Source organism: Mesorhizobium sp. C395A, from assembly GCF_030323205.1.
Taxonomy (GTDB): Bacteria; Pseudomonadota; Alphaproteobacteria; order Rhizobiales; family Rhizobiaceae; genus Mesorhizobium.
Window position 1 is genome coordinate 5,669,798 of record NZ_CP100473.1, and the last position, 20,622, is coordinate 5,690,419.

Consider the following 20,622-nt stretch of genomic DNA (forward strand, 5'->3'; position numbering starts at 1 on the left):
CGTGTGAACATCCACGATCCTAAGGAGAGGGTAGCCGAGCGCGTCACGATGCCGGCACGCGTCTGCTCGTCGCGCTGGCGCTAGTCGTTGCCCAGCCAGCCGCAGGAGGTTCTTCTCGCCCGGGGCGGCGTCGGTGCGGCGCCCACTAATCCAGCTTCATCAGCGGCCCGTCGGTGGCAAAGCCGTCACTCGCTACAGCGCTATTGAGGGCGCGCTCGCGAGCGGCTTTGCGACGCCCAGCCAACACCTCCAGCGAGCTCGCCCGATGATGGTGGTGCACCGCGGTCGGATACGATGCTGGAGGAAATCGTTCGCAGCCGGTCTTCACGAATTGCGAGGAGTGCTCGTTCTTGAATGCTGGCTGCTGGCCGGATGCGGTGGCCTGAGTGGTCTGCCGACACGCCCGAAAGTCAACGCCACTACCACAAGGCCGCCAAGATGTCAGGTCTGAGAGCCAGCTTGGACGGTGGTATCGTGTTAGGGAAGGTCGTCGAAGGAGGCGTAGTTGAGATAGTAGAGTTTGGAATACAGGCCGCCCATGGCTATTAGCTCATCGTGGTTGCCAGTCGCAATAACTTGGCCATTCTGAAGCACGATGATGCGGTCGGCCTCCCGGACCGTGGCGAGACGGTGGGCGATGACGAGGCCAGTCCGCCCTTCAAGCAGCTTGATCAGAGCCTTCTGAATCTGCAATTCCGTGTAGCTGTCGATATTGGCGGTAGCTTCGTCGAGCACGAGGATCTTGGCGTCAGCGACGAGGGCGCGGGCGAAACTGATAAGCTGGCGCTGGCCGAGAGATAAGTTGTCGCCGCGTTCGCCAAGTTGGGTCTCATACCCGTCGGCGAGGCTCATGACGAAGTCATGCGCGCCGACAGCCTTGGCCGCCTCGATCACCTTGTCGCGCGTGGCTTCCGTCTTCTGGTATCGAATGTTCTCGAAGACCGTCCCGGTGAACAGGAATGGCTCCTGCAGCACCATGGCGACCTGGCGGCCGAGCGATTCCTGGGTGAGGTCGCGTACATCATGTCCGCCGACCAGCACCTGACCCTGCTGAACATCATAGAAGCGGTGGACCAGGGCCATCGCACTCGATTTGCCTGAACCGCTCGGTCCGACTAGTGCGACCGTCTCGCCCGGATTGACCTTGAACGAGACATTTTTCAGAACCGAACGGTTCGGATCGTAGCCGAAGGTGACGTCCCTAAACTCGACCGAGCCGTCCATTTCGGGCGAAAGCACCTCGGCATTGGGTTTGTCCTTAACATCGATCTTGACGTCGAGCACATCGGTCAGGCGCTTGCCTGAGGCCATGGCGCGCTGCATGACCGAATATTGCAGGGTGAGTGAGCGGATCGGGTCAAAGAAGCGCTGGATGTAAAATAGGTAGGCTACCAACACGCCCACATCTATACGGCTATTCATGACCATCGAGCCGCCGACCACAATAACGGCGGCCAAGGCGAGGCCGGTGATGCCATCGACGATGGGCACCATGACCAGTGCATATCTGGCAGCGATCAGGTGGGTCCTGAGGTTGGCATGGGCCCGATCGTCAAAAAGACTGAAATTCACCTGCTGGCGGTCCATTGACTGTATGGTCCGCACGCCGTGAATGGCTTCGGCCAGCGCGCCATTGACGACGGAATTGGTTTCGTGTGCAGCCATGAAGGCGTCGCGGGCACGCGGCAACCAGACAATGCGGACGATCACCAGGATCGGCAGAACCGATAGCGTCAGGAGGCCGAGGCGAAAGTCGAGCCACAGCATTACGAAAACGATGCCGAAGAGAAGCGCAACATCGCCTAGGGAATATACCGAGGTTTCCAGGAACTCCTGTATGGAGTTAACGTCGCCTTGCAGGCGCGACATCAGGCGTCCGACCTCGGTCTTGTCCATGAAAGAGAGCGAAACCTTTTGCAGATGGCCAAACATGGCGCGGCGGATGTCGAACAGGACAGTTTCGGCCATTTTCCCATCCAAGGCTTCCTGCATGTAGCCGGCGGCGAAATTGACCAAAATCGCCGAAAGGAACGCGCCGACGGCCGCAAGCTGGGCTGAGCGATCGGGCCTTGCCGGGTTCATGCCGAGGTCGATCGCGTAGCGGATGATCAAGGGGATGAGAAGCTGCGTCCCGGTGAAGATCAGCATCGCGACAATCGTGACAACTACCTTTGCCCGGTAGGGATGGACGAAGCCCCAGATGCGACGGAGGATGCTCTTGTCGAAAGCCCGGCCGAACATCTCCTCCTCGATCCGGTGCGAGCCGACGACCGCGCGCGGAGGGCGTCTCCCGTCGTCAGGTTCGGCTTCGAGTTCGCCGCGGCCCTGGTCCATCAGCGGGCGCCCCCATCCTGGCTAATAATGCTATCACCCGGGCACGTCTGGAGATCGTAAAGGGCCCTGTAGCGTCCCCGCTTCGCCAGAAGCTCTTCATGCGTGCCGCGTTCTACGATTTCGCCGTTATCGACAAAAAGGATTTGATCGGCATGCTTAAGCGCACTCAGCCGGTGCGCGATGATGATCGTCACCCGATCCTTTGCGAAGCGCCGCATCGCCGCGCGAATGCGCAGCTCGGTGCCGGCATCGATCGCGGCCATCGAGTCGTCGAAAATGATGACGGAGGGGCGCAGCATCATGGTGCGAGCAATCGTGAGACGCTGGCGCTGGCCGCCAGAGAGAGAAACGCCGCGTTCGCCCACGACCGTCTCATACCCTGCCGGGAGCCCGAGGATGTAGTCGTGGAGCTGGGCGAATTCTCCAGCGCGTTCAATTCGCTGTCTCTTCGCCCAGGGATCGCCATAAGCGATGTTGTTCTCGATCGTTGTGGTGAATAGGAACGCATCCTGCTGTACAACCGCGACCGCCTTGCGAAGGCTCTCGAGGGTGACATTGCGTATGTCCTGGCCGTCCAACGTGATGGCGCCACCGGTCACGTCGTAAAAGCGGGGGACCAGATGAGCCATCGTCGATTTGCCGGAACCCGGCGGACCGACGATCGCGATCGTCTCGCCTCTCCGGGCCTCAAAGCTGAGGTTCTTCAGAATGGCGCGGTTTTCGGCGTTGGGGTAGGCAAATGAGACATTGTGGAAGCGCAGAGTGCCGTCACTTATCTCAAGCGGTCTGGCCTCGAGAGCATCCCTGATGGTGATCTCCTGATCGAGGAGACCGAAAAGCCGCGAACCGCAGCTAGAAGCGCGGGCAAACGCATTGACCATGAGACCGATCTGGCGGACTGGCATTTGCAGCATGGTCATGAAGGTCAGGAAGGTCGCCATGGTTCCGACGCTGATCTCGCCAGCGACGAGCTTGTTGCCACCGATCCCAAGCACCAATCCCATTGCGAAAAAGTAGGACAAGGTCATCGCCGACGTGTTGGGTACGTAGATGTCAACGAGATCGTTGGCGAGGTCGAGCGCGTTCTTGGAAGCGCCGTCGAACTTCAGCATCTCATAGGATTGAGCCGCAAAAGCTCGGACCACACGGATACCTGCGAGATTTTCCTTCATCACGCGGCTTAGTACCGAAAGGCTCTCATAGAGGTCGAGCCAGGTGGCGCGCAGCTTAAGCTGTGTGGTCGATGAGCGCCAAGCGACAAAAGGCACGAAGCTGAGCGCGGCCAAGCCGAGCACGGGATCGGTCGAGATCATCATGTAAGCGCCAATCCCGATCAGCATCGTCAGCAGGAGCACCCGCATGAGCCCGGTGGAAAAATACATCCGCACGCCTTCGAGATCGAGCATTCCGGCGGTTATCAGATCGCCTGAATGGGCCCGGTCGTGAAAGGAAAAGCTGAGACGCTGGATCTTGTCGTAGTAGGCGAGCCGCAATTCGTACGCGACATGATGCCCGACGGCTTCGGCAAAATAGTTCTGCGCCATCGTGAAAACGCCGCGTAGCGCGCTGACGGCGAGCAGCAGGAGAGCCGGGGCCCAGAGCGCTTGTCCTGCCGCAGCCCCCGCGACACCGCCCCCGATAGCTGTCTGGGTCTGGTCGACAGCCCGGCCGAGAAGCTGGGGAATGAGCAACTGGAGGATTGCCGCCATGATCGTCGAGCCCATAGCGAGGGCAACCTGCCACGGATGGCGCAGATTCATACGCGTGATGCGCAACAGCGTACTCAAATCCCGGCCCCAGCGCTCCGCTTCAACATGGGCCAACGAATTCAGTGCGTTCGTTGCGCCGCTGACAGCTTCACTGTTCACGGGTGTATTCCCGACTGCATTTTGCGCCTTCGAGGAAAGCCGAAGTAGACATCATCAAAGGCATCCGCCATTGTTAATCCCGTCCTCAACCTGCAGCCGTGCCCGTTCCCACAAGCCGAGCCGCCGCTTGACTTAGTGGCATGTCGATCACCGTGATTCCGCTTGCCGCAAGAAAACGCGCTTCGTTTCTGGTCAGGGTTTCCGCGTCCATTACGGTGCAATAGGGACCGCGGGAGCGCTTCATGATCTGTCTGGCGTAGGTGCGCAGCATCTGATCGTTGAAGCGGCAGCCAACGAAGAAAAATCCACGGGTGATGCGCCGTTCCTTCACAGCGTCTGGGATCGGTGTCTGGATATCAATTTCGGACAGGACTTCGACGTAGTCGGAATCTGCGACGAGAAAGTTTTGCGCGGGCTTAATACTCCCGTGAGGTGAATAGAGAACCGTCTTGGCCCCCAATCGGGGGTCGAGCTCCCTCCCGGACAAATCGTAGGTTTTCGTCCAAATGTTGCCGATTTCATTCGCGCGCGTGACGCCTTGTATCTCAACGACGTCCGTTCGGCCGGTCTCTACCAGAGCCGTGCGCACCGCGCTGTCATACCAGCTGTCGATGATGAGGGAGAGTGGCAGCCTTGCGAGCCAGGCGTGGAAGGGGGTCGGCCCCACAGGCGCTGCGAATATGTCGGTCATCCAAGCTTGAAGCGTCCGGCGATGCCGGCGCTGTTCGATGAACTGTGCAACCGACCACATATTGGTGCGGATCCTGGAAGGGGCTGGAGCCCGTGCATTGAGTGCCGCGGCAACAACCTCCGGGGTATGCGGCACAGGCGGTTCCACACAGTTCAACTCAAGAAGACCCGGACCGAGATAGGGGATCACCTCATCGGCGGCGAGCGCTCCCTTCGCCAGGTCAAGCAGCTTTTCAGCAAAACTGTCCCGCACAATGACGAGGTGGCCCGATGTCAGGATCGTGTTCATCTCGTTTCCTCGCGACGCACCTAGGGGCAGCATCAGCCCTCTTCGGAAATCTTCCTTGCCTCGACGGTGATCGGCAGACGCGTATCATGTGGGAGATCGGGTAGGAGGAGCCGCCACCCGTTCCTGAGCGTGACCGTTCCGCCCCACAACTCTTCCTTCTCGAGTTTGATGATCGGCTCTTCGAGGTCCTTTTTGGGGACATACGCCGACAAACCAGCATCGGTCCTGCGGATCATGACTTTCATCTGGCCGTCCCTTCATTGGTATTGCTTTCAGCACTGCAGGGCGCCTCGGCCTTGTCGAGGCTCATCAGTTCACGCGCTCGCATACCGACGACGGTGCCACGGTCGATCCACTCGACCGCATAGATGAAGAACTGCTGGAGGAAGGTGCCAATGTCGCGCACATATCCCTCGTCCCCCTTCCGCACGAGATTTTCGCCGATCTCCCTGCCAGGATAGGTGCCGTCATTCTTTATGTGGCGAGTGGCACGTACCCGCTCTCCCGGCATGAATCGTGGAGGCCTGCGGATTTCGATCTCCTCTTCGCGTCCGAGCGACATGTCCGTTCCCTGATTTCTCTTGCGGCTGAGATTGCGAACAAGGCGTTCCAGGCGTCCTGCGTAGGCAGCCCCCAACCATGTCGGCAGTCCAATGTCCGTTACGCAGGAACGCAGGTCTTCGGCACCGGACATACCGAGGCACATTGCTGCGCATCGAAGACCCCCTCGCATTCGGTACACTTCTGTGACTCGATCACGTAGCTCTCGCCTTTGAACTTGATCGCGCCGGAAGGACATTCGAATTCGCAGGCGCCGCATTGGGTGCATTGGGATGCGATGATCTTGAAAGCCATTTTAACTCCTGGTCCGAATGAATGAGACAGCTCAGGCCGTCGCCGCGAGTGTGGGGGTCCCAGATGCGGCGATGTAAATCGCGCTGATTGCTGTCTCGATATAGTCATGGGCACAGGCGTCGGTGGCTCTGATTCCAGCCTCCGCGAGCTGATCCCGCGGGCAATTTCCAATCTTGGCGCACAGCACGATATCTATGCCTTGAAGCGCTGCGATGACGCCATCGAGGGCGGCTTCTGCGCCCCAGCCGCCAAGGCAATACTTGTCCACCTTCCGATGCCCGACGAAGCTGATCCCTTTCAGCGAGGCTTGATAAACCTGGAATTCCTTCGCATGGCCGAAATGCTCATTGACGCGGCCGCCGCCCTTGGTCGCCACCGCGAAGAGAAGGGACTTGCCGGGGCTCGCTGCCTTGACCAATCCGATCGCTTCTCTCCTAGCCTCGACGTGATCACGGCGCTCCTCCGCGACCAGCTCCCGATAGGCCTTGCGTTTGCTGGCATCGTAGGTGACCTCGCCGGGAATCCGGTCGACTGTGAATTCCTGGCCACGATCTTCTCCGAGCAGGCCCACGGCATCTGCCCGGCACTGCCGGCAGTGGCGCATCAACTGGGCGCCGTTTTCGACACGATCCTGAAGAGCCTTCATCTCCATTGCGTTTGGGCCGCGCTGCCCGCTCAGACCGTAGTGCGTGCCGTGGGCCGGGTCCGAAATCAGCGGCATAAGGTTGTGCAGGAACGCGCCTCGCTCCTTAATCCATCTATTCACCTCGATCAGATGCTCATCATTCACGCCCGGGATCACCACCGAGTTGATTTTGGTGAGGATGCCCCGCGCGGTCAGCATCTCCAGGCCCAACATCTGCCGCTGGTGCAGGATCCGGGTGGCTTCAATGCCGATGTAGCGGCGATGATCGTGAAAGATCCAAGGATAGATCTTTGCACCGACCTCAGGGTCGACCATGTTGATCGTGATCGTCACGTGATCGACATTCATGTCAGCAAGCTCATCGACATGGTCGGGCAGCGCCAGCCCATTCGTGGATATGCAAAACTTGATGTCTGGGATTTCCCTGGCGACCCTGGCGAAGGTCGCCTTCGTCTTCTTCCAGTCGTAGCAGGCGTCGCCCGGTCCGGCGATGCCGAGCACGGAAAGCTGCGGCACCTCGTTGGCGACCGCGATCACCTTGCGTAGCGCCTGGTCGGGCGTCAGCTTTTCAGAGGCCACCCCAGGCCGGCTTTCGTTGGCGCAGTCATATTTGCGATTGCAGTAGTTGCACTGGATGTTGCAGCCCGGCGCGACCGCGACGTGCATACGCGCGAAATAGTGATGCGCCTCTTCTGAAAAGCAGGGGTGATCCTTGATCTTCTCCCAGACAGCCGGATCCGTGTCGTCGGGCTTTGTCGACGAGCCGCAGGACGAAGACGCGCAGCCCCCGAGTTTCATGGTGCCAAGCAACTGGTCACCGAATGTCGTGCTGAGGCTCTCAAGCGAAATTGCCGGTGCAGACATGAACGGCTCCGTTGCTGCGTGATGTCGCAGTTCAAAGCGCAAGAGCTATGCCAGCCCAAAGAGCTGTTTCGGTTCATGAATAGGCTTCCCGTGTCACATTCCTTCGGATTGCTCCGACACACCTGTCGGGCTTACGACAGTGGACAGGCAAATAGGGTGGCGAGGCTAGCAGCCTCGGGCGCGCAGAGTGTGAGCGAGACCACTCCGGGCTGCTTACGCTTGACGTCATCACGACGTCCCGAATTTCTTAACCTTGATACCATGCCGGCGCAGGGCGTAGCCGATTATCCAGGGCGTGAGGCCAGGGATACGAGCCGCCCTGGCAAAACCCAACCGGCCTTGTCAATCGCGTCGATCAGCCACTAGCGTTCCGTCAGATGCGGGCGACAAGCGGCATGGTTCGGACGCCGGCCGTAAGGGGAGATACCTTGCTGCGGAGGCGCCGATGCGACTGGCCGGCAGCCGCAATCCGCTCGATCTGGTACAGCCTGTGGTATGAGGCGGCGAGTGCCTGATTGAGGTGCGTGGGTGTTGCCGGCAGTGGCGGCAATCTCCGGCTCTCCTTCAGCGTCCAGACGACGACTTCTCCATCACCCGTCTGCAGAAACGTGGGCAGGACGTTCACGACAATTGCCCAGCGTATGGCGAGCGTAATCTCCAGCTCGCTTGGCGCGGTCAGCACCTTCACATATCGTAGAGTCCCTGAGCACTGTATCTGCTTAGGGCATGCGTGCGCCGGTCATCCGAATTTAAAGAGGATTCCGAAACCGCCGCGTGGATAGTTCCACTCGATCTCACCAGTCGTCCCGCACAAAATCCGGCAGGTGCCGCACTCCATGCAGCCGTCGGCAGTGATCTCCACTTGACCCTTGTCGTTCAACTCATAACATTTCGCCGGGCAGACGTGGGTCAGCGCGAGCAAATTCGCGCTCGGCTTCTGGTGCGGTCGCACTTTGATGTGCGGGCGGCCGGAATCCACCAAGTAGCGGTTCTGGTAAAGCTTGTCCTCGACACGTGACTTCGTCGCTGCGCTGGTCATTTCGTCTCCCCTCAGCGCCACGCCAATGCAAGGCGGACCGCGTCGCTGACCAGCCCCCAGCGCGAGCGCGCCTTGATGAAGGCCGCCGTGGTCGCCTTTTCCTTCTCGATCTTCGGCGTGCCGTCGACACGCATGAAGTTCTGCGCAGCTTGCGACATCAACCGCGGATAAGTCGTGAAATAATTGCATGAATTGGTGTGGAGCAAGGCCGGCATGTCTTTGTATTTCCTCAGGTCCTTGACCACGAAGGACTTGTCCAGCATGGCTTTGTAAAGGGCGAGATTCCGTTTGTTCATCGGACCGTTGCGGCTCTTGACCTCGACGATTGCCTCAGCCGCAATGCGGCCGGAGGTCATGGCGAGGTTCGAACCCTCGCGGTGAATGGCGTTGTTCAGTTGCGCGGCATCGCCGACCACGACCCAACCATCGCCAAAGAGCTGCGGAATAGCCTTGTAGCCGCCTTCGGGAATGAGGTGTGCGGAATATTCTTTCACTTCCGAGCCGGCGATCAGCGGCCGGATCGAAGGATGGCTCTTCAAGGCATCAAGGAGAACGTAGGGGCTCTCGACCATCGCGGCAAAATCGGAGACGAGGCAGCCAATGCCCAGTGAGATGGACTCCTTGTTGGTATAGAGGAAGCCGAGCCCGGCCATGCTGCGGGAGGTCGTGCCCACCGCCTCGATCACGCAGCCCTCATCGCCCTTTACGCCGAACCGCTGCTCAATGACCTCTTCGGGCAAGAAATGCATTTCCTTGACGGCGAGGGCCACGGTTTGCGGCTTTGGCATCTCGCGCAGGCCGGCTCGAGTGCCAAGCAGTCCGCAGACACCTTCTGCGAGAACGACCACGTCCGCGTAGATGGCTCCGCCCGCCCGGTCTGTGCGGACGCCGATCACCCTGTCATTGGCATCACGGATGAGTTCCGTCACGGTCGTCTCGCACAGAACGGTCGCGCCGGCCGCGCGCACCTTACGCGAAAACCATTTATCGAACTGGGCACGGATGATCGTGTACCGGTTGGGCTTCGCCTCATTGAAGTCGTCCGACCTATAGTGAATCCCTGTATGGGATGTGTCGTCCATCACCCAAAGCCGCTGTTCAACCAAATGCCGCTCGAGAGGCGCATCATCCCGGAAATCCGGGATGATCTTCTCCAGCATGTTCGCGTACATGATGGCACCCTGGACATTCTTGGAGCCCGGATATTCACCCCGCTCCAACTGCAGCACCTTCAGGCCATGGCTGGCCATGGTGTAAGCAGCTGCGTTTCCGGACATGCCTGCCCCAACAACAATGGCGTCGAAGTTTTCCTCGATCATGTCCATCCCCTTAGCTCGAAAGCTTATCGCGACTGTGGGGCGACAGCCGCCGGGTGAAGGCTTCCGTCAGTGCGGGCAGGAAGCGGATCGCGTCGGTGACGATTCCGAGGTGAGCGAAATCGAAAATCGGCGCGTTCGGGTCGGTGTTGATGGCCACGATGAGATCCGCCCCCTCCACGCCAACCCGATGCTGGACGGCGCCGGAAATCCCGGCCGCTATGTAAAGCTTCGGCCGGATCGTCTTGCCAGTTTGGCCGATCTGCCGATCAGCTGGCATCCAGCTCTTCTGGACCAACGGACGCGAACAGCCGTGCTCGGCGCCGATTGCTCGTGCGAGGTTCTTCACAAGCTGCAGGTTCTCCGCCGCGCCAAGACCAAGGCCTCCCGCAACCACGACGTCGGCATAGGCAAGGTTTGCCTTCGCCGACTGATTGTCCGGCAGGAAGCCGAGGACTTTGGTAGCGATCTCGTCCTCGGCAAGCGAAAGCTTGTGCCGGATGACACGCCCGACCGGTTTATCCGTCCGCTGCGGCATGGGCATGACCCTCGGCCGCACGGTCGCCATCTGCGGGCGGAAATTGAGCGTATAGATCGTGCACAACAAGGAACCGCCGAAAGTCGGACGCGTGGCGGCGAGCGAACTGTCGGTATCCACATCGAGTTCGGTGCAGTCGGCCGTGAGCCCCGTCTGCAAGGTCGTCGCCACGGAGCCGGCAAGATCCCTGCCCAGTGTGGTGGCACCGAGAAGAAGGATTTCGGGTTTGTGGGTATCGACCAGATCCGTCAGCGCCTTGGTGAAAGGTTCATTCCGATAGTCGGCGAGCAGGGGCGCCTCGGCGATGTAGACAAGGTCAGCGCCATACGCGAATGCTTCGGCAACGGCGTTCCCGACGGCCTCTCCCGGCGGTCCAAGCACGACGCCTGCAAGCTGGACCTGAAGCTTGTCTGCTAAGTTGCGGCCTTCGCCGAGCAGTTCGAATGATACCGGATGGACCTCGCCACGTTCGAGCTCGATGAAAACCCAAACGTGCCGATAGTCCTTGAAACGGGCGGGCAATTCCTTCTTTATGCCGGCGCGGCCGGCGGCAGGGCGAGGGGTTTCTCCGTTCGCGGTCGACATCGTTTTGCTCCTTGCCGTCACGCGCCGCCGTTAAAGGCGAGCTCATGTTCCAGCGCCGGCTGGCGGGTGAAGATTGCGGTGATGAGTTCGTCAGCGACATCGCGCAAGGCCTTCTCGGCGGTGTCGATTTGTGCCGCCTTTTCAGCTCGAGCAGGAGGGGCGAAAACACGTTTGACGACCGTCGGTGAACCGCGCAGACCGCATTTGGTGAGATCCTCAATGCCGGCGTCGGCCGCGCTCCATTTCAAGACCTGGCTGCGCGCGGCGCACAAGGCGTCCTGGATCGAGCCCCGGCGGATCTCGTTTGTGCCTTCCAGCATGGTGATGAGGCAAGGGAGCCTGCTCTTCAGCATCTGTGTGCCGCCTTCGGAACGGCGCTCGACCTTGATCTCGCGTGCAGCAAGGTCGACAGAAGGGATCTTCGCGACATAGGTCAGTTGCAGGAGTCCGAGGCGCTTGGCGATGCCGGGCCCGACCTGGGCGGTGTCGCCATCGATCGTCTGCTTGCCGGTGAAGACGAGGTCTGGCGTGCCGAACGTCTCGCCAATCTTCGCGATTGCCTGGGAAAGGGCGAACGAGGTTGCCAGCGTGTCGGAGCCGGCAAAATAGCGGTCGGTCAAGAGCACCGCTCGGTCGGCGCCGTAACCGAGCGCCTTGCGCAGCGCGTCCTCTGCCATGGGCGGACCCATGGTGAGCACAGTGACTTCGCCGCCATGTGCGTCGCGCAGTCTGAGCGCTTCTTCGAGGGCGAACAGGTCGTAAGGGTTGATGATGGTCGGAACACCCTGGCGCATGATCGTGTTCGTGACCGGATGGACCCTTATCTGTGCCGAGTCCGGCACCTGCTTGATGCAGATTACGATGTGCATTGGCGGTTCTCTAGGCTCCTGTCCGGGTCCGGCATTGCGGTTATCTCCTTTGTCCGCATTATTCGTGCCAAGTCTCTTGCGCTCCCCCTTTCCTACAACTTCGGCTGGTTGCTTCTGACGGCGCTGTGGTGATGACCGCATTTGGCGGCTGCTCGACATTGTCGCGTCGCACCCTTGTCGCCGATCAATCCCGTCCGAACCGCTTCAGTACCGAGTCGAACGGAACAAAGGTGTGACCCGGCGCGGCAGGTTTGTTCGGATCGTGGTCCTTGAGCACCTTGAAAATCCGATGCGTGAGCGGCGAGGAAATCGCAAAGTCCTCGTAAGCTCGTTCGAGCGTCGCGCGCACCCTCGCGGCAATCACCTGGTCGGGCAGACCGGAGAAATCTTCTTCGGCGAGGTATTGGCCCATACGCTTCATGATATGGAGCCGCGAGACATTCAGTACCTTCGGGTCATAGGCGACGCCTAGGACTGAGAAGAATTCCTCTGCAGCCGACAAGCGCTTCAGTCGTGCGAGGATGTCGGTGACATCCATGGGGCGGCTGTCAGCGGAACAATTCATTGCATTCTTCCTGGTCGCAAAACTGTGGCCTCTGTGCGCTCGCGCACGGCTGACTTGGACCCGCACAGCTCGATGAGGGATGCCTCGCTGCACATTCCATCGTAGAGCTCGACCAGTCGAGTTGCAGTGACGGTCGATTTGGTCTCGGCCGCCTCGCGTCGGACGCGGGCCACCATCGCGGCTGCCAGATCCGGGTCGAGATCGCGACCGCTTTCGCTCAGCACATGGGCAATCGCAGTGGCGCCGGAATGCTTGCCGATGACGATCCGCCGGCAGCGGCCCACGAGAGTCGGATCGAGCCCCTGATAAGTACGCGAGTCCTTCAGCAGCCCTGCGACGTGAATGCCGGATTCGTGGGTGAAAACATCGGCGCCGACGACCGGCTTAGTGGCTGCGGTCTGCCGGCGGGCGGCCCAAGCCACCTGGGCGGCGAGGCCGGGCAATGCGGTCAGCTCAATGCCGGTGTCTGCGCCGTCGAAGACTGCCATTGCGGCGGCCACCTCCTCCAGCGCGGCATTGCCCGCACGCTCGCCGAGCCCCAGGACGGTGACGGAGGCATGGCGCGCGCCTGCGCGGATCGCCGCCAGCGTGTTGGCGCCAGCAAGTCCGAGATCGTTGTGCGCATGAAATTCAAGGTCGATTGGAGACTGCACCACGAGCTGGGCGACAAGTTCGAAGGTCGAAAACGGGTCGAGAACACCGACTGTGTCGGCCAGCCTCACGCGGCTTGCGCCGGCGCGTGCGGCCGTCTCGATGACGCGGGCGAGATGATCCCGATTGGCCCGCGAGGCATCCTCGCAGCCCACCGCGACGAAGAAGCCGGCATCGGCGGCGCGCCTGACCATATGATCGATGACCTGGAGCGCTCCCGCCTTGTCGAGGCCGAGCTTGGCGGCAAGTTGGATGTCCGACGCAGGCAGCGACAAATTGACCGCTTGGACGCCGCTCTCGATCGCTGCATCGAGATCCAACGACGTCATCCGGCACCAGGCCATGAGCCGAACCGGAAGACGCCGCGCTACCACGGCGCGAATTGTTTCCATCTCGTCGACGCCCATGACCGGCGTGCCGATCTCGATCTCTGTCACGCCAGCCGCCGCAAGAGACTCAGCGATCTCCAGCTTTTCCGTCGTGGTGAAGGCGACGCCCGGCGCCTGCTCGCCATCGCGCAAGGTCGTATCGTTGAGGGAGACATGACCGGTCATGACAGGCAGCCTGTTCTTCTGCGGCTCACGCATAGACCGGACTACCCGGCCCAGAACCGGAAAAGCTGCGCAGCTTCCCCACGATTCCCGGCATGACCTCGAGCACCCGGTCGATGTCCTCTTCGCTGTTGTCCCGCGCCAAGGAGAAGCGGACTGCCGCGTGTGGCGTTTTCATCGCGCTTAGGACATGGCTTGGTTCCAGAGAGCCGGAGGTGCAGGCCGAGCCAGAGGAACACGCGATGCCAATGCGGCTGAGGAGAAGTGGAATTCCATCACTTTCGACATGTTCGAAGGAGATGTTTGCGGTGTTGGGCAACCGTTGCAAGGGATCACCAGTGACACAGGTGCTTGGGATGCGCTGGAGGATCCCGCCCTCCAGGCGATCGCGGAGCGACTTTACCCGTGTGGTCTCGTCGTCCATGAATTTCAAGGCGAGTTCGGCCGCCGTGCCGAGCCCGGCTATGCCGGGCGTATTCTCGGTGCCAGCACGCCGGTTGTGCTCTTGGTGACCCCCCTTGATCAGCGAATGGAAATCGACGCCACGTTTTACGAAAAGCGCACCGATCCCTTTCGGCCCGTGCAGCTTGTGGCCGGAGAGCGACAGCATGTCGATTGCGGTCGACTTCAGGTCCATCGGAAGCTTGCCGACCGCCTGCACAGCATCGGTATGGAATAGGGCGCCCACTTCCTTGGCCAACTCGGAAAGCCTTGCCACGGGGAAGATCACACCAGTCTCGTTGTTCGCCCACATTATTGACACGATTGCAACCTGTGGGGTGAGGGCGGCCATATAGGCGTCGAGATCGAGCCGACCACGGCAATCCACCGGGATCCTGTGCACCTTGAGGCGGCGGGTCTTCTCAAGATGCGCGCAGAGCGTCAGCACGGCGGGATGCTCGACCGCGGACGTCACGATCTCGGTTCGGTTGGGCGCCGCCTCGAGCGCTGAAAGAAGCGCTGCATTGTCGCTTTCTGTCCCACCCGAGGTGAAAGTGATCTCATCCTCGAACTCCGCGCCGATCAGAGCTTGCAACTGCCTCCGCGCCTTTCTCACCGCCGCACTGACTGAGGCGCCAAGAGCGTGTGCCGACGAAGGGTTGCCGAATTGATCCCTAAAGAACGGCAACATCGCTTGCACGACCTCAGGATCGACCCGTGTGGTTGCGTTGTTGTCGAGGTAGACAGGCTTCATAGGTGCGATCCTCAGTTAAACAGAATGACGCGAGCGCTAGACCGACTCGTTGAGCCTCTGGCGCATGCCGTTGATGATCATTTGAACTGGCAGCGCGCGCAGGCGCCCGAAGTGTTTGACGTAAACCGGATCTCCGTCGATATGGACATGTTCGCAGTGGCCGTAGGTCAGCCCGCAGGTAAGGACGCCCGAACGCGATAACGCTACCGATGAGCCGAATTTGGCGCAGCGGCGCGATTTGTCCGCAAGCAGCTCGGGTGCCACCAGGAACCGAGCTGCTTCGGGAGGCGACGTTCTTTGAATCCTACTGGGAGCGAATGGCGGTCCCGAGATCGGCTTTGACCTTGTCTTGTTTTTTAGGACGGGGACATCTGTTGTGCCGGCCATATAAGTCTCCTCTGCCGCAAAATCACTCTGTCGGCCGCACAGACGCTTCGGGCGTTTAACTGAAGGACTTGCCGCAGCCGCACTTTTCGCGCGCATTGGGGTTATCGAAGACAAAACCGGAAGATTGGAGCCCGGTGAGGAAGTCGACGGTCATGCCGGCTACATGGGGTTGGGAGCCCGCGTCCACGAACAGCTTGACCCCATCTGTGTCAGTGATCGCGTCGCCCTCGCGCGACACGCTCTCCAGGCCCATTAAGTATTTGAAGCCTGCGCAGCCGCCGGCCTCGACCATAATGCGAAAGCCTTCCGCCGGCTCGCTGGCACGGCAAAGAGCAGTCTTGAAGGCGGCAACAGCGTTGTCGGTGAGCGTAATCATGGCTCCATTCTCCTCAGTCCGCGACCTGCTTGCCCATCACGTTGCATGCACCGTGCCAAAGCCAAAAAACGTTTCAACACAGCGCGGCATCTCTCGCACTGGTGCCTCTTGATTGCTGATAAGGTGTCGGCCAATCGACACGTGCTGTCGGGTTTGTCGGGTCCGGCACGAGGGATGTTGGCCTGAGTTCTTGGGTGAACTCACATCACCAAGGACAGAACTTCTTCTGAGCTTGCCTCGGCGCAATTGGCACGGTTTTTGAAGCTCCGTTTGGCGAGACGGCAAGAGCATGCCGATCCACAACCATGCCGTGGGTGCCATCGCGATGGATGGGGCGAAGCAAGGGAGTAACATGTCAGGACCGTGGTCAGATACGCGTTGTTGGCAAAGCAGCGCCGCTCGTGGCATCCGAATGCCCGCTTGGCCGATTGCGACAACATCCATACTGGCTCACCACCGCCCAGTAGCCGCCGACCGGCTCGATGGGATGCCATCGGCATGTGGCTGCTCGCCGGTTTTCGCATCGGTGCGACGCCGTGCGCACGCTGTCCAGCGACACCTTGTTCATGGGCCAGCAGCAGATCAGGATCGAGCATTTCGGCGCGCCTTATCGGCTGAAGGTTCCCGGGCAGGGCAGATGATCCTCACACGTCGTAGAAACAGGGGTAAGCATGGACCAACGCGAGAAACCGTCGCCCGACGAAATCCGGCGGGCGTGCAAAGACAATCCGAAGATCCGGGAGCATGATCTCGCCGCTCGATTGGGCATTTCGGAAGCCGAGTTGGTCGCGGCGCATTGTGGTCACGGCGCGGTGCGCATCGAGCCGCGCGTCGATGATCTGCTGACCGGCCTCGAAGCGGTCGGCGAGGTGATGGCGGTCACCAGCAACGAAAGTGCCGTGCACCAAAAGATTGGCGTCTACGGCAAAGTGGTCACCGGCAACCAGCATGCCATACTGCTCGGCGACGAGATCGACCTGCGCATCTTCCCGAAAGCGTGGGCGTATGGCTTCGCCGTCGAGAAGCGCGAGGGGGCCGAGATCCGCCGCAACCTGCAATTCTTTGATGCCACCGGCGAGGCGATGCACAAAGCTCATCTCACGCCCGCCTCGAACCTGCAGGCCTATCAGGATCTGACGGCAGAGCTTGTATCCCCCGACCAGGAGCCGATCATATCGCTCGAGGCGAGCGGGGCGCGCGATAACGCAGTGAGTCCAGACCACGCCACCACGGTCGACGACCTACGCGAGCACTGGGGCCGGCTAAGCGACGTGCATCAGTTCTACCATATGTTGAAGACACTGAAGCTCAGCCGCTGCCAGGCGATGCGTATGGCCGACGAGGATGACGCCTGGCTACTCGACAATGATGCCATTGGCGCCCTGTTCCAACAGGCGGCCGAAGACGAGATGCCGATCATGTGCTTTGTCGGCAATCGTGGTTGCATTCAGATCCATTCCGGCCCGATCAGGTCGGTCAAGCAGATCGGGCCGCGGATCAATGTGCTCGAAGAGACCTTCCATCTGCATCTTAGGACCCATCGCATCCGCGAGGTCTGGGCCGTGCGCAAGCCGACGAGGGATGGTCACGTTACGTCCATTGAAGCCTATGGCGCGGACGGCAAGATGATCATCCAGTTCTTCGGCACGCGCAAGGAAGGCGAACGCGAGGGCAGCGACTGGCGGTTTCTGGCCGAGAGTCTGCCACGCGTTCCCGGTCCGACCTCCAGGGGTGTGTTGACTGCCGACAGGTCCTCGGATTGAATTGGCCGCGATAGGACTCAGCACCACGTTCCGACAGCGGCTCGCGAGCAAATCTAGGTCCATGAGCGGAAAGGATGCCGTCGTAGCGCATGCGCATGGTCAGGTGATGCACGCCGGAATGGACCGCATCTATACAGTCAAGCTGGTCGCCGGTCGGCACCGGTGCGCACGAGTGCATCGCCGTCTGCCGGAAAAGCCTTGCAGCGCCTGCGAGCGATAAAACGCATACGCCATTAGCGCCGAACCGAAGCGCGGCTTGACCTTTTTGATATTTCCGATCGTCTCGCGCAAGCGCCGTCGGGTCTTCTCGGACCGCACCCGATCCTTGCGCTGGATCGCGTCATTGCTCAATCCGGGCCGTGCGAGCGATCTACTCGCTCGTCGACCGGCAGGCTGTGCAGCAACAGCCAAGCCGAACAGCCCGATGTCGCGGGCTCGACAAAACCGACCACGGATGTCGGTTGTCGGACGTTGTCATAAGAATGATGGACAGGTGATCATCAGCGGCAGACCCAGCGCAGGCTGGCATTGCTTGGTGCACCGCCATGGCTACCCTATCCGGCACGCGACTTGCTTCGACAATTTGATCAGCAGGGCAGAGGTGATTGACCAGTCTCTCAACCCTAACGGGGAAGCGGCCGCTTTGCTTCATGACCGGAGCGCGGCGGAGATGCCCTTCTGATCGACTTCGCAACCCATCTCATCCGCGCTGGTGCAGGTGGGCTGTATCAGGCGACAGAATCTAGAAGGCGCCCGACAAGAGACGTGCCCATGCTGGAAATCGACTTTATGAACAGCGGTGCAATCTCAATTGAGCCATGAACGCCAATGTAGAGAAAACAAAATGGCGACCAACCCCGTTCCAGATCATGTCCCGCCCGAAATGGTGAGGGACTTCAGCCTGTTTACATCGCCAGGGATGCCACCAACACCCAACGGGGATCCACACGCAGCTGTCGCTTGCGTACATGACGGGCCTCCGATCTTTTACTCCCGCTACAACACGCAAGATGGCCGGGGTACCTGGGTCATCACCCGTGCCGCGGACCAGCGGAAGGTGCTGCAGGACGCAGAGACTTTTTCCAGCCATCGCAGCATCTTCTCCTCCATACTGGGTGAGAACTGGCCGACGATCCCGCTTGAGCTCGATCCACCGGCCCATGGCGTCTTTCGCTCACTGCTTAATCCGCTGCTTTCGCCAAAGCGGGTGTTGGCTTTGGAACCGGCTGTCCGCGAACGGGCGGTCGAGCTGATCGAAAGGATCGCCGCGTCGCGCACAAGCTGCGACGTGATGAAGGATTTTGCCTTTCCTTTCGCGGTGAGCACCTTTCTTCGCTTTCTGGGGTTGCCTGATGACCGACTCGATACATTCGTCGGCTGGGGGAAAGATCTGCTCCACGGCGACGATAAGGAACGACCTGTGGCTGCCCGGACGATCGTGGCATTCATCGACGAACTTGCAGCCATGCGCCGCGATGAGGCGGTTGACGATTTCATGACCTTTATAGTGCAGGCACAGGTCGAGGGCCGCCGGCTGACTGACACCCAAGTCCGCGGCATCGGCGTGCTTGTCTTCGTCGCTGGGCTCGACACGGTCGCAGCAGCTATAGGCTTTGACTTGGCGTACCTCGCACGCAACCTCAAAGATCAGCAATTGCTGCGGAGCGAACCGGACCGCATCCCGCTCGCAACCGAAGAATTGCTGCGGGCCTATCCGCCCATTCAGTTGATCCGCGTGGCCACGAAAGATATCGACTTCGAAGGCGCGCCGATCCGGAAGGGGGACTATGTTTCCTGCGCCACGATGATTGCCAATCGTGACCCGGCGGAATTCGAATGCCCCAACACGATTGATTTGGAGCGGGAGGACAACCGCCACGCAGCGTTTGGCTATGGTCCCCACCGTTGCCTTGGCTCACACCTTGCCCGGCGCGAGATTGTCATTGGCCTGGAGGAGTGGCTGGCGCGCATCCCGGCTTTCAGGATCAAGCAGGGTACGGCGCCGATAACTTCTGGCGGCCATGTGTTCGGGATCGAAAATTTGATCCTGGACTGGTCTTAGGCCCGCCCCGAGCCCGGGCACAGACAATGGAGGCAGCGCCATGCGCATCATCGTCCAAAAGGCCAAATGCCAGGGCCACGCGCGATGCGCGGCGCAAGCGCCGGACATCTTTAAACTCGATAATGACGGTTACATCCTGCCTGGTGACATTGAAGTTGCGGAAGGGGAGGAACTGGCTGCATCACGAGGCGCGCGATCCTGTCCTGAACGTGCGCTGGAACTCACTCGCTGACGCTCTGGATGAGACGGCATTCAACCGTGAGTCTGGCGGCTTGAACCATGTGGCCGCACTCAGCACGCGACCTCTGTCCCGCACGGTTCACGTCCAACTCTGCGGGGCAAATTCCGGCGCCAGTGTTCCCCGTGAGGCGCAAACGGCAGGGCCGGGGTTCGCGAACCTCTTCGAATCACAGAATTTGCGCCAGAGCCGATGGACCAGACGAGAATTGCCGAACTACTCGACGCGAGGCGACCCGGAGTGCCGTACCGAAGAACTGCCCGACCCATGTTGCGGCAGGCCGGGTCTCTGCATGATTTGATAGGGCGAAACCAGGAGAACGCACCATATTTGCCCAACATTATGCCCGGCTCAGCACCGGCCAATGGCCGCAGCTGGAGAGAAGGTTCGACCAGCATGTGCTTGCCTGTGTGCTTTCACGTGCGCTCGAGGAGATCGAGGCCGGCGAGGCGACGGCGACGGAGGCAACCGGACTTTCGCGCGCCGAGTTGCGCGATGTCCTGTCCCGCTGTTTCCCTGCTTTTCCTATCAACGCGTTTGCCTTGGAAGAGGGGAGCGAGCCTGAGCCGGATCTGGAAGAAGAACTTCTGCGCGGACTGCTGCTGGCGCATGCCCGGCCCGACGACAAGGCAAGCGCCTGCTTCGCCAAGATCATCGCCCGGCGTGCCATGCGCAATGACCACCTCTGGCAAGACCTTGGCCTTTTTAGTCGAAGCGACCTCGGCCGCCTGCTCGCCTCGCATTTTCCGACGCTGGCGGCCGGCAACACCCAAAACATGAAATGGAAAAAATACTTTTACCGAAAGCTCTGCGAGGCCGAAGGCTTTTCGCTGTGCAGCTCCCCCAGTTGCCGGGACTGCAATGATTTCGAAAGCTGCTTCGGCCCGGAGGAAGGCGAAAGCCGCCTCACACGGACCAAGGACAACGCCCAGGATTGAGAG

General features: G+C 60.4%; 22 protein-coding genes. 5 read left to right on the forward strand and 17 right to left on the reverse strand.

Annotated features, from left to right (window positions below; translation table 11 throughout):
* Nucleotides 1-477: 477 nt before the first annotated feature.
* The 17 genes from NLY37_RS27525 to NLY37_RS27605 form a co-directional block, all read right to left on the reverse strand.
* Entirely contained in the window at nt 478-2,334 is a 1,857-nt protein-coding gene (locus NLY37_RS27525; protein WP_286440866.1) for an ABC transporter ATP-binding protein, read from the reverse strand.
* Complete coding sequence (locus NLY37_RS27530) at nt 2,334-4,202, reverse strand: ABC transporter ATP-binding protein (protein ID WP_031246202.1); 1,869 nt, start codon at nt 4,200-4,202, stop codon at nt 2,334-2,336. Before NLY37_RS27530 ends, NLY37_RS27525 begins: the two co-directional genes overlap by 1 nt.
* A gap of 85 nt (nt 4,203-4,287) precedes the next feature.
* Nucleotides 4,288-5,181, reverse strand: a complete 894-nt coding sequence (locus NLY37_RS27535; protein ID WP_031246203.1) for an SIR2 family NAD-dependent protein deacylase — start codon at nt 5,179-5,181, stop codon at nt 4,288-4,290.
* Nucleotides 5,182-5,213: 32 nt separating this feature from the next.
* Entirely contained in the window at nt 5,214-5,426 is a 213-nt protein-coding gene (nifT, locus tag NLY37_RS27540) for a putative nitrogen fixation protein NifT (protein WP_023672220.1), read from the reverse strand.
* The gene (locus tag NLY37_RS27545) at nt 5,423-5,743 is read right to left on the reverse strand and encodes a nitrogen fixation protein NifZ (protein WP_023687354.1); all 321 of its coding nucleotides are present in this window, start codon (nt 5,741-5,743) and stop codon (nt 5,423-5,425) included. The genes nifT and NLY37_RS27545 overlap by 4 nt, the downstream gene beginning before the upstream one ends.
* Before the next feature lie 98 nt (nt 5,744-5,841).
* Nucleotides 5,842-6,036, reverse strand: a complete 195-nt coding sequence (locus NLY37_RS27550) for a 4Fe-4S dicluster domain-containing protein (RefSeq protein ID WP_023672218.1) — start codon at nt 6,034-6,036, stop codon at nt 5,842-5,844.
* 31 nt (nt 6,037-6,067) lie between these two features.
* On the reverse strand, nt 6,068-7,546 hold the full coding sequence (nifB, locus tag NLY37_RS27555) for a nitrogenase cofactor biosynthesis protein NifB (protein WP_031246204.1): 1,479 nt from the start codon (nt 7,544-7,546) through the stop codon (nt 6,068-6,070).
* A 373-nt stretch (nt 7,547-7,919) separates the two neighbouring features.
* A complete protein-coding gene (locus NLY37_RS27560; RefSeq protein ID WP_023672216.1) occupies nt 7,920-8,234 on the reverse strand; it encodes a hypothetical protein in 315 nt (104 codons plus the stop codon).
* 51 nt (nt 8,235-8,285) lie between these two features.
* On the reverse strand, nt 8,286-8,585 hold the full coding sequence (locus tag NLY37_RS27565) for a ferredoxin family protein (protein WP_023806340.1): 300 nt from the start codon (nt 8,583-8,585) through the stop codon (nt 8,286-8,288).
* A gap of 11 nt (nt 8,586-8,596) precedes the next feature.
* A complete protein-coding gene (locus NLY37_RS27570; protein ID WP_023712672.1) occupies nt 8,597-9,904 on the reverse strand; it encodes an FAD-binding protein in 1,308 nt (435 codons plus the stop codon).
* A gap of 10 nt (nt 9,905-9,914) precedes the next feature.
* A complete protein-coding gene (locus tag NLY37_RS27575) occupies nt 9,915-11,024 on the reverse strand; it encodes an electron transfer flavoprotein subunit alpha/FixB family protein (RefSeq protein ID WP_023724582.1) in 1,110 nt (369 codons plus the stop codon).
* A gap of 17 nt (nt 11,025-11,041) precedes the next feature.
* Nucleotides 11,042-11,893 carry an electron transfer flavoprotein subunit beta/FixA family protein gene (locus NLY37_RS27580; protein ID WP_023672212.1) on the reverse strand — a complete coding sequence of 284 codons (852 nt, stop codon included), beginning with the start codon at nt 11,891-11,893 and terminating at the stop codon, nt 11,042-11,044.
* Between the two features lie 184 nt (nt 11,894-12,077).
* Nucleotides 12,078-12,458: a nitrogenase stabilizing/protective protein NifW gene (nifW, locus tag NLY37_RS27585; protein ID WP_031246205.1), complete on the reverse strand. Its 381-nt coding sequence runs from the start codon at nt 12,456-12,458 to the stop codon at nt 12,078-12,080.
* Nucleotides 12,455-13,663 carry a homocitrate synthase gene (gene nifV / locus NLY37_RS27590; protein ID WP_023727119.1) on the reverse strand — a complete coding sequence of 403 codons (1,209 nt, stop codon included), beginning with the start codon at nt 13,661-13,663 and terminating at the stop codon, nt 12,455-12,457. The genes nifW and nifV overlap by 4 nt, the downstream gene beginning before the upstream one ends.
* Before the next feature lie 25 nt (nt 13,664-13,688).
* On the reverse strand, nt 13,689-14,855 hold the full coding sequence (nifS, locus tag NLY37_RS27595; RefSeq protein WP_023685015.1) for a cysteine desulfurase NifS: 1,167 nt from the start codon (nt 14,853-14,855) through the stop codon (nt 13,689-13,691).
* A gap of 36 nt (nt 14,856-14,891) precedes the next feature.
* On the reverse strand, nt 14,892-15,242 hold the full coding sequence (locus tag NLY37_RS27600) for a hypothetical protein (protein WP_155923619.1): 351 nt from the start codon (nt 15,240-15,242) through the stop codon (nt 14,892-14,894).
* A 55-nt stretch (nt 15,243-15,297) separates the two neighbouring features.
* A complete protein-coding gene (locus NLY37_RS27605) occupies nt 15,298-15,618 on the reverse strand; it encodes a HesB/IscA family protein (protein WP_023672207.1) in 321 nt (106 codons plus the stop codon).
* A gap of 536 nt (nt 15,619-16,154) precedes the next feature.
* Between NLY37_RS27605 and hemP the strand changes: the two genes are divergently transcribed.
* From hemP to NLY37_RS27635, 5 genes are all read left to right on the forward strand, one after another.
* Nucleotides 16,155-16,259 (forward strand): hemin uptake protein HemP, encoded by a 105-nt coding sequence (gene hemP, locus NLY37_RS27610; RefSeq protein WP_023672206.1) that lies wholly within the window; start codon nt 16,155-16,157, stop codon nt 16,257-16,259.
* 30 nt (nt 16,260-16,289) lie between these two features.
* Nucleotides 16,290-17,381: a hemin-degrading factor gene (locus NLY37_RS27615; protein WP_023685011.1), complete on the forward strand. Its 1,092-nt coding sequence runs from the start codon at nt 16,290-16,292 to the stop codon at nt 17,379-17,381.
* An 844-nt stretch (nt 17,382-18,225) separates the two neighbouring features.
* Nucleotides 18,226-19,443, forward strand: a complete 1,218-nt coding sequence (locus NLY37_RS27625; RefSeq protein ID WP_023727121.1) for a cytochrome P450 — start codon at nt 18,226-18,228, stop codon at nt 19,441-19,443.
* Between the two features lie 40 nt (nt 19,444-19,483).
* A complete protein-coding gene (locus NLY37_RS27630) occupies nt 19,484-19,675 on the forward strand; it encodes a ferredoxin (RefSeq protein ID WP_084558962.1) in 192 nt (63 codons plus the stop codon).
* Between the two features lie 332 nt (nt 19,676-20,007).
* Nucleotides 20,008-20,619 (forward strand): nitrogen fixation protein NifQ, encoded by a 612-nt coding sequence (locus NLY37_RS27635; RefSeq protein WP_033001942.1) that lies wholly within the window; start codon nt 20,008-20,010, stop codon nt 20,617-20,619.
* The last annotated feature ends 3 nt before the right edge of the window (nt 20,620-20,622 follow it).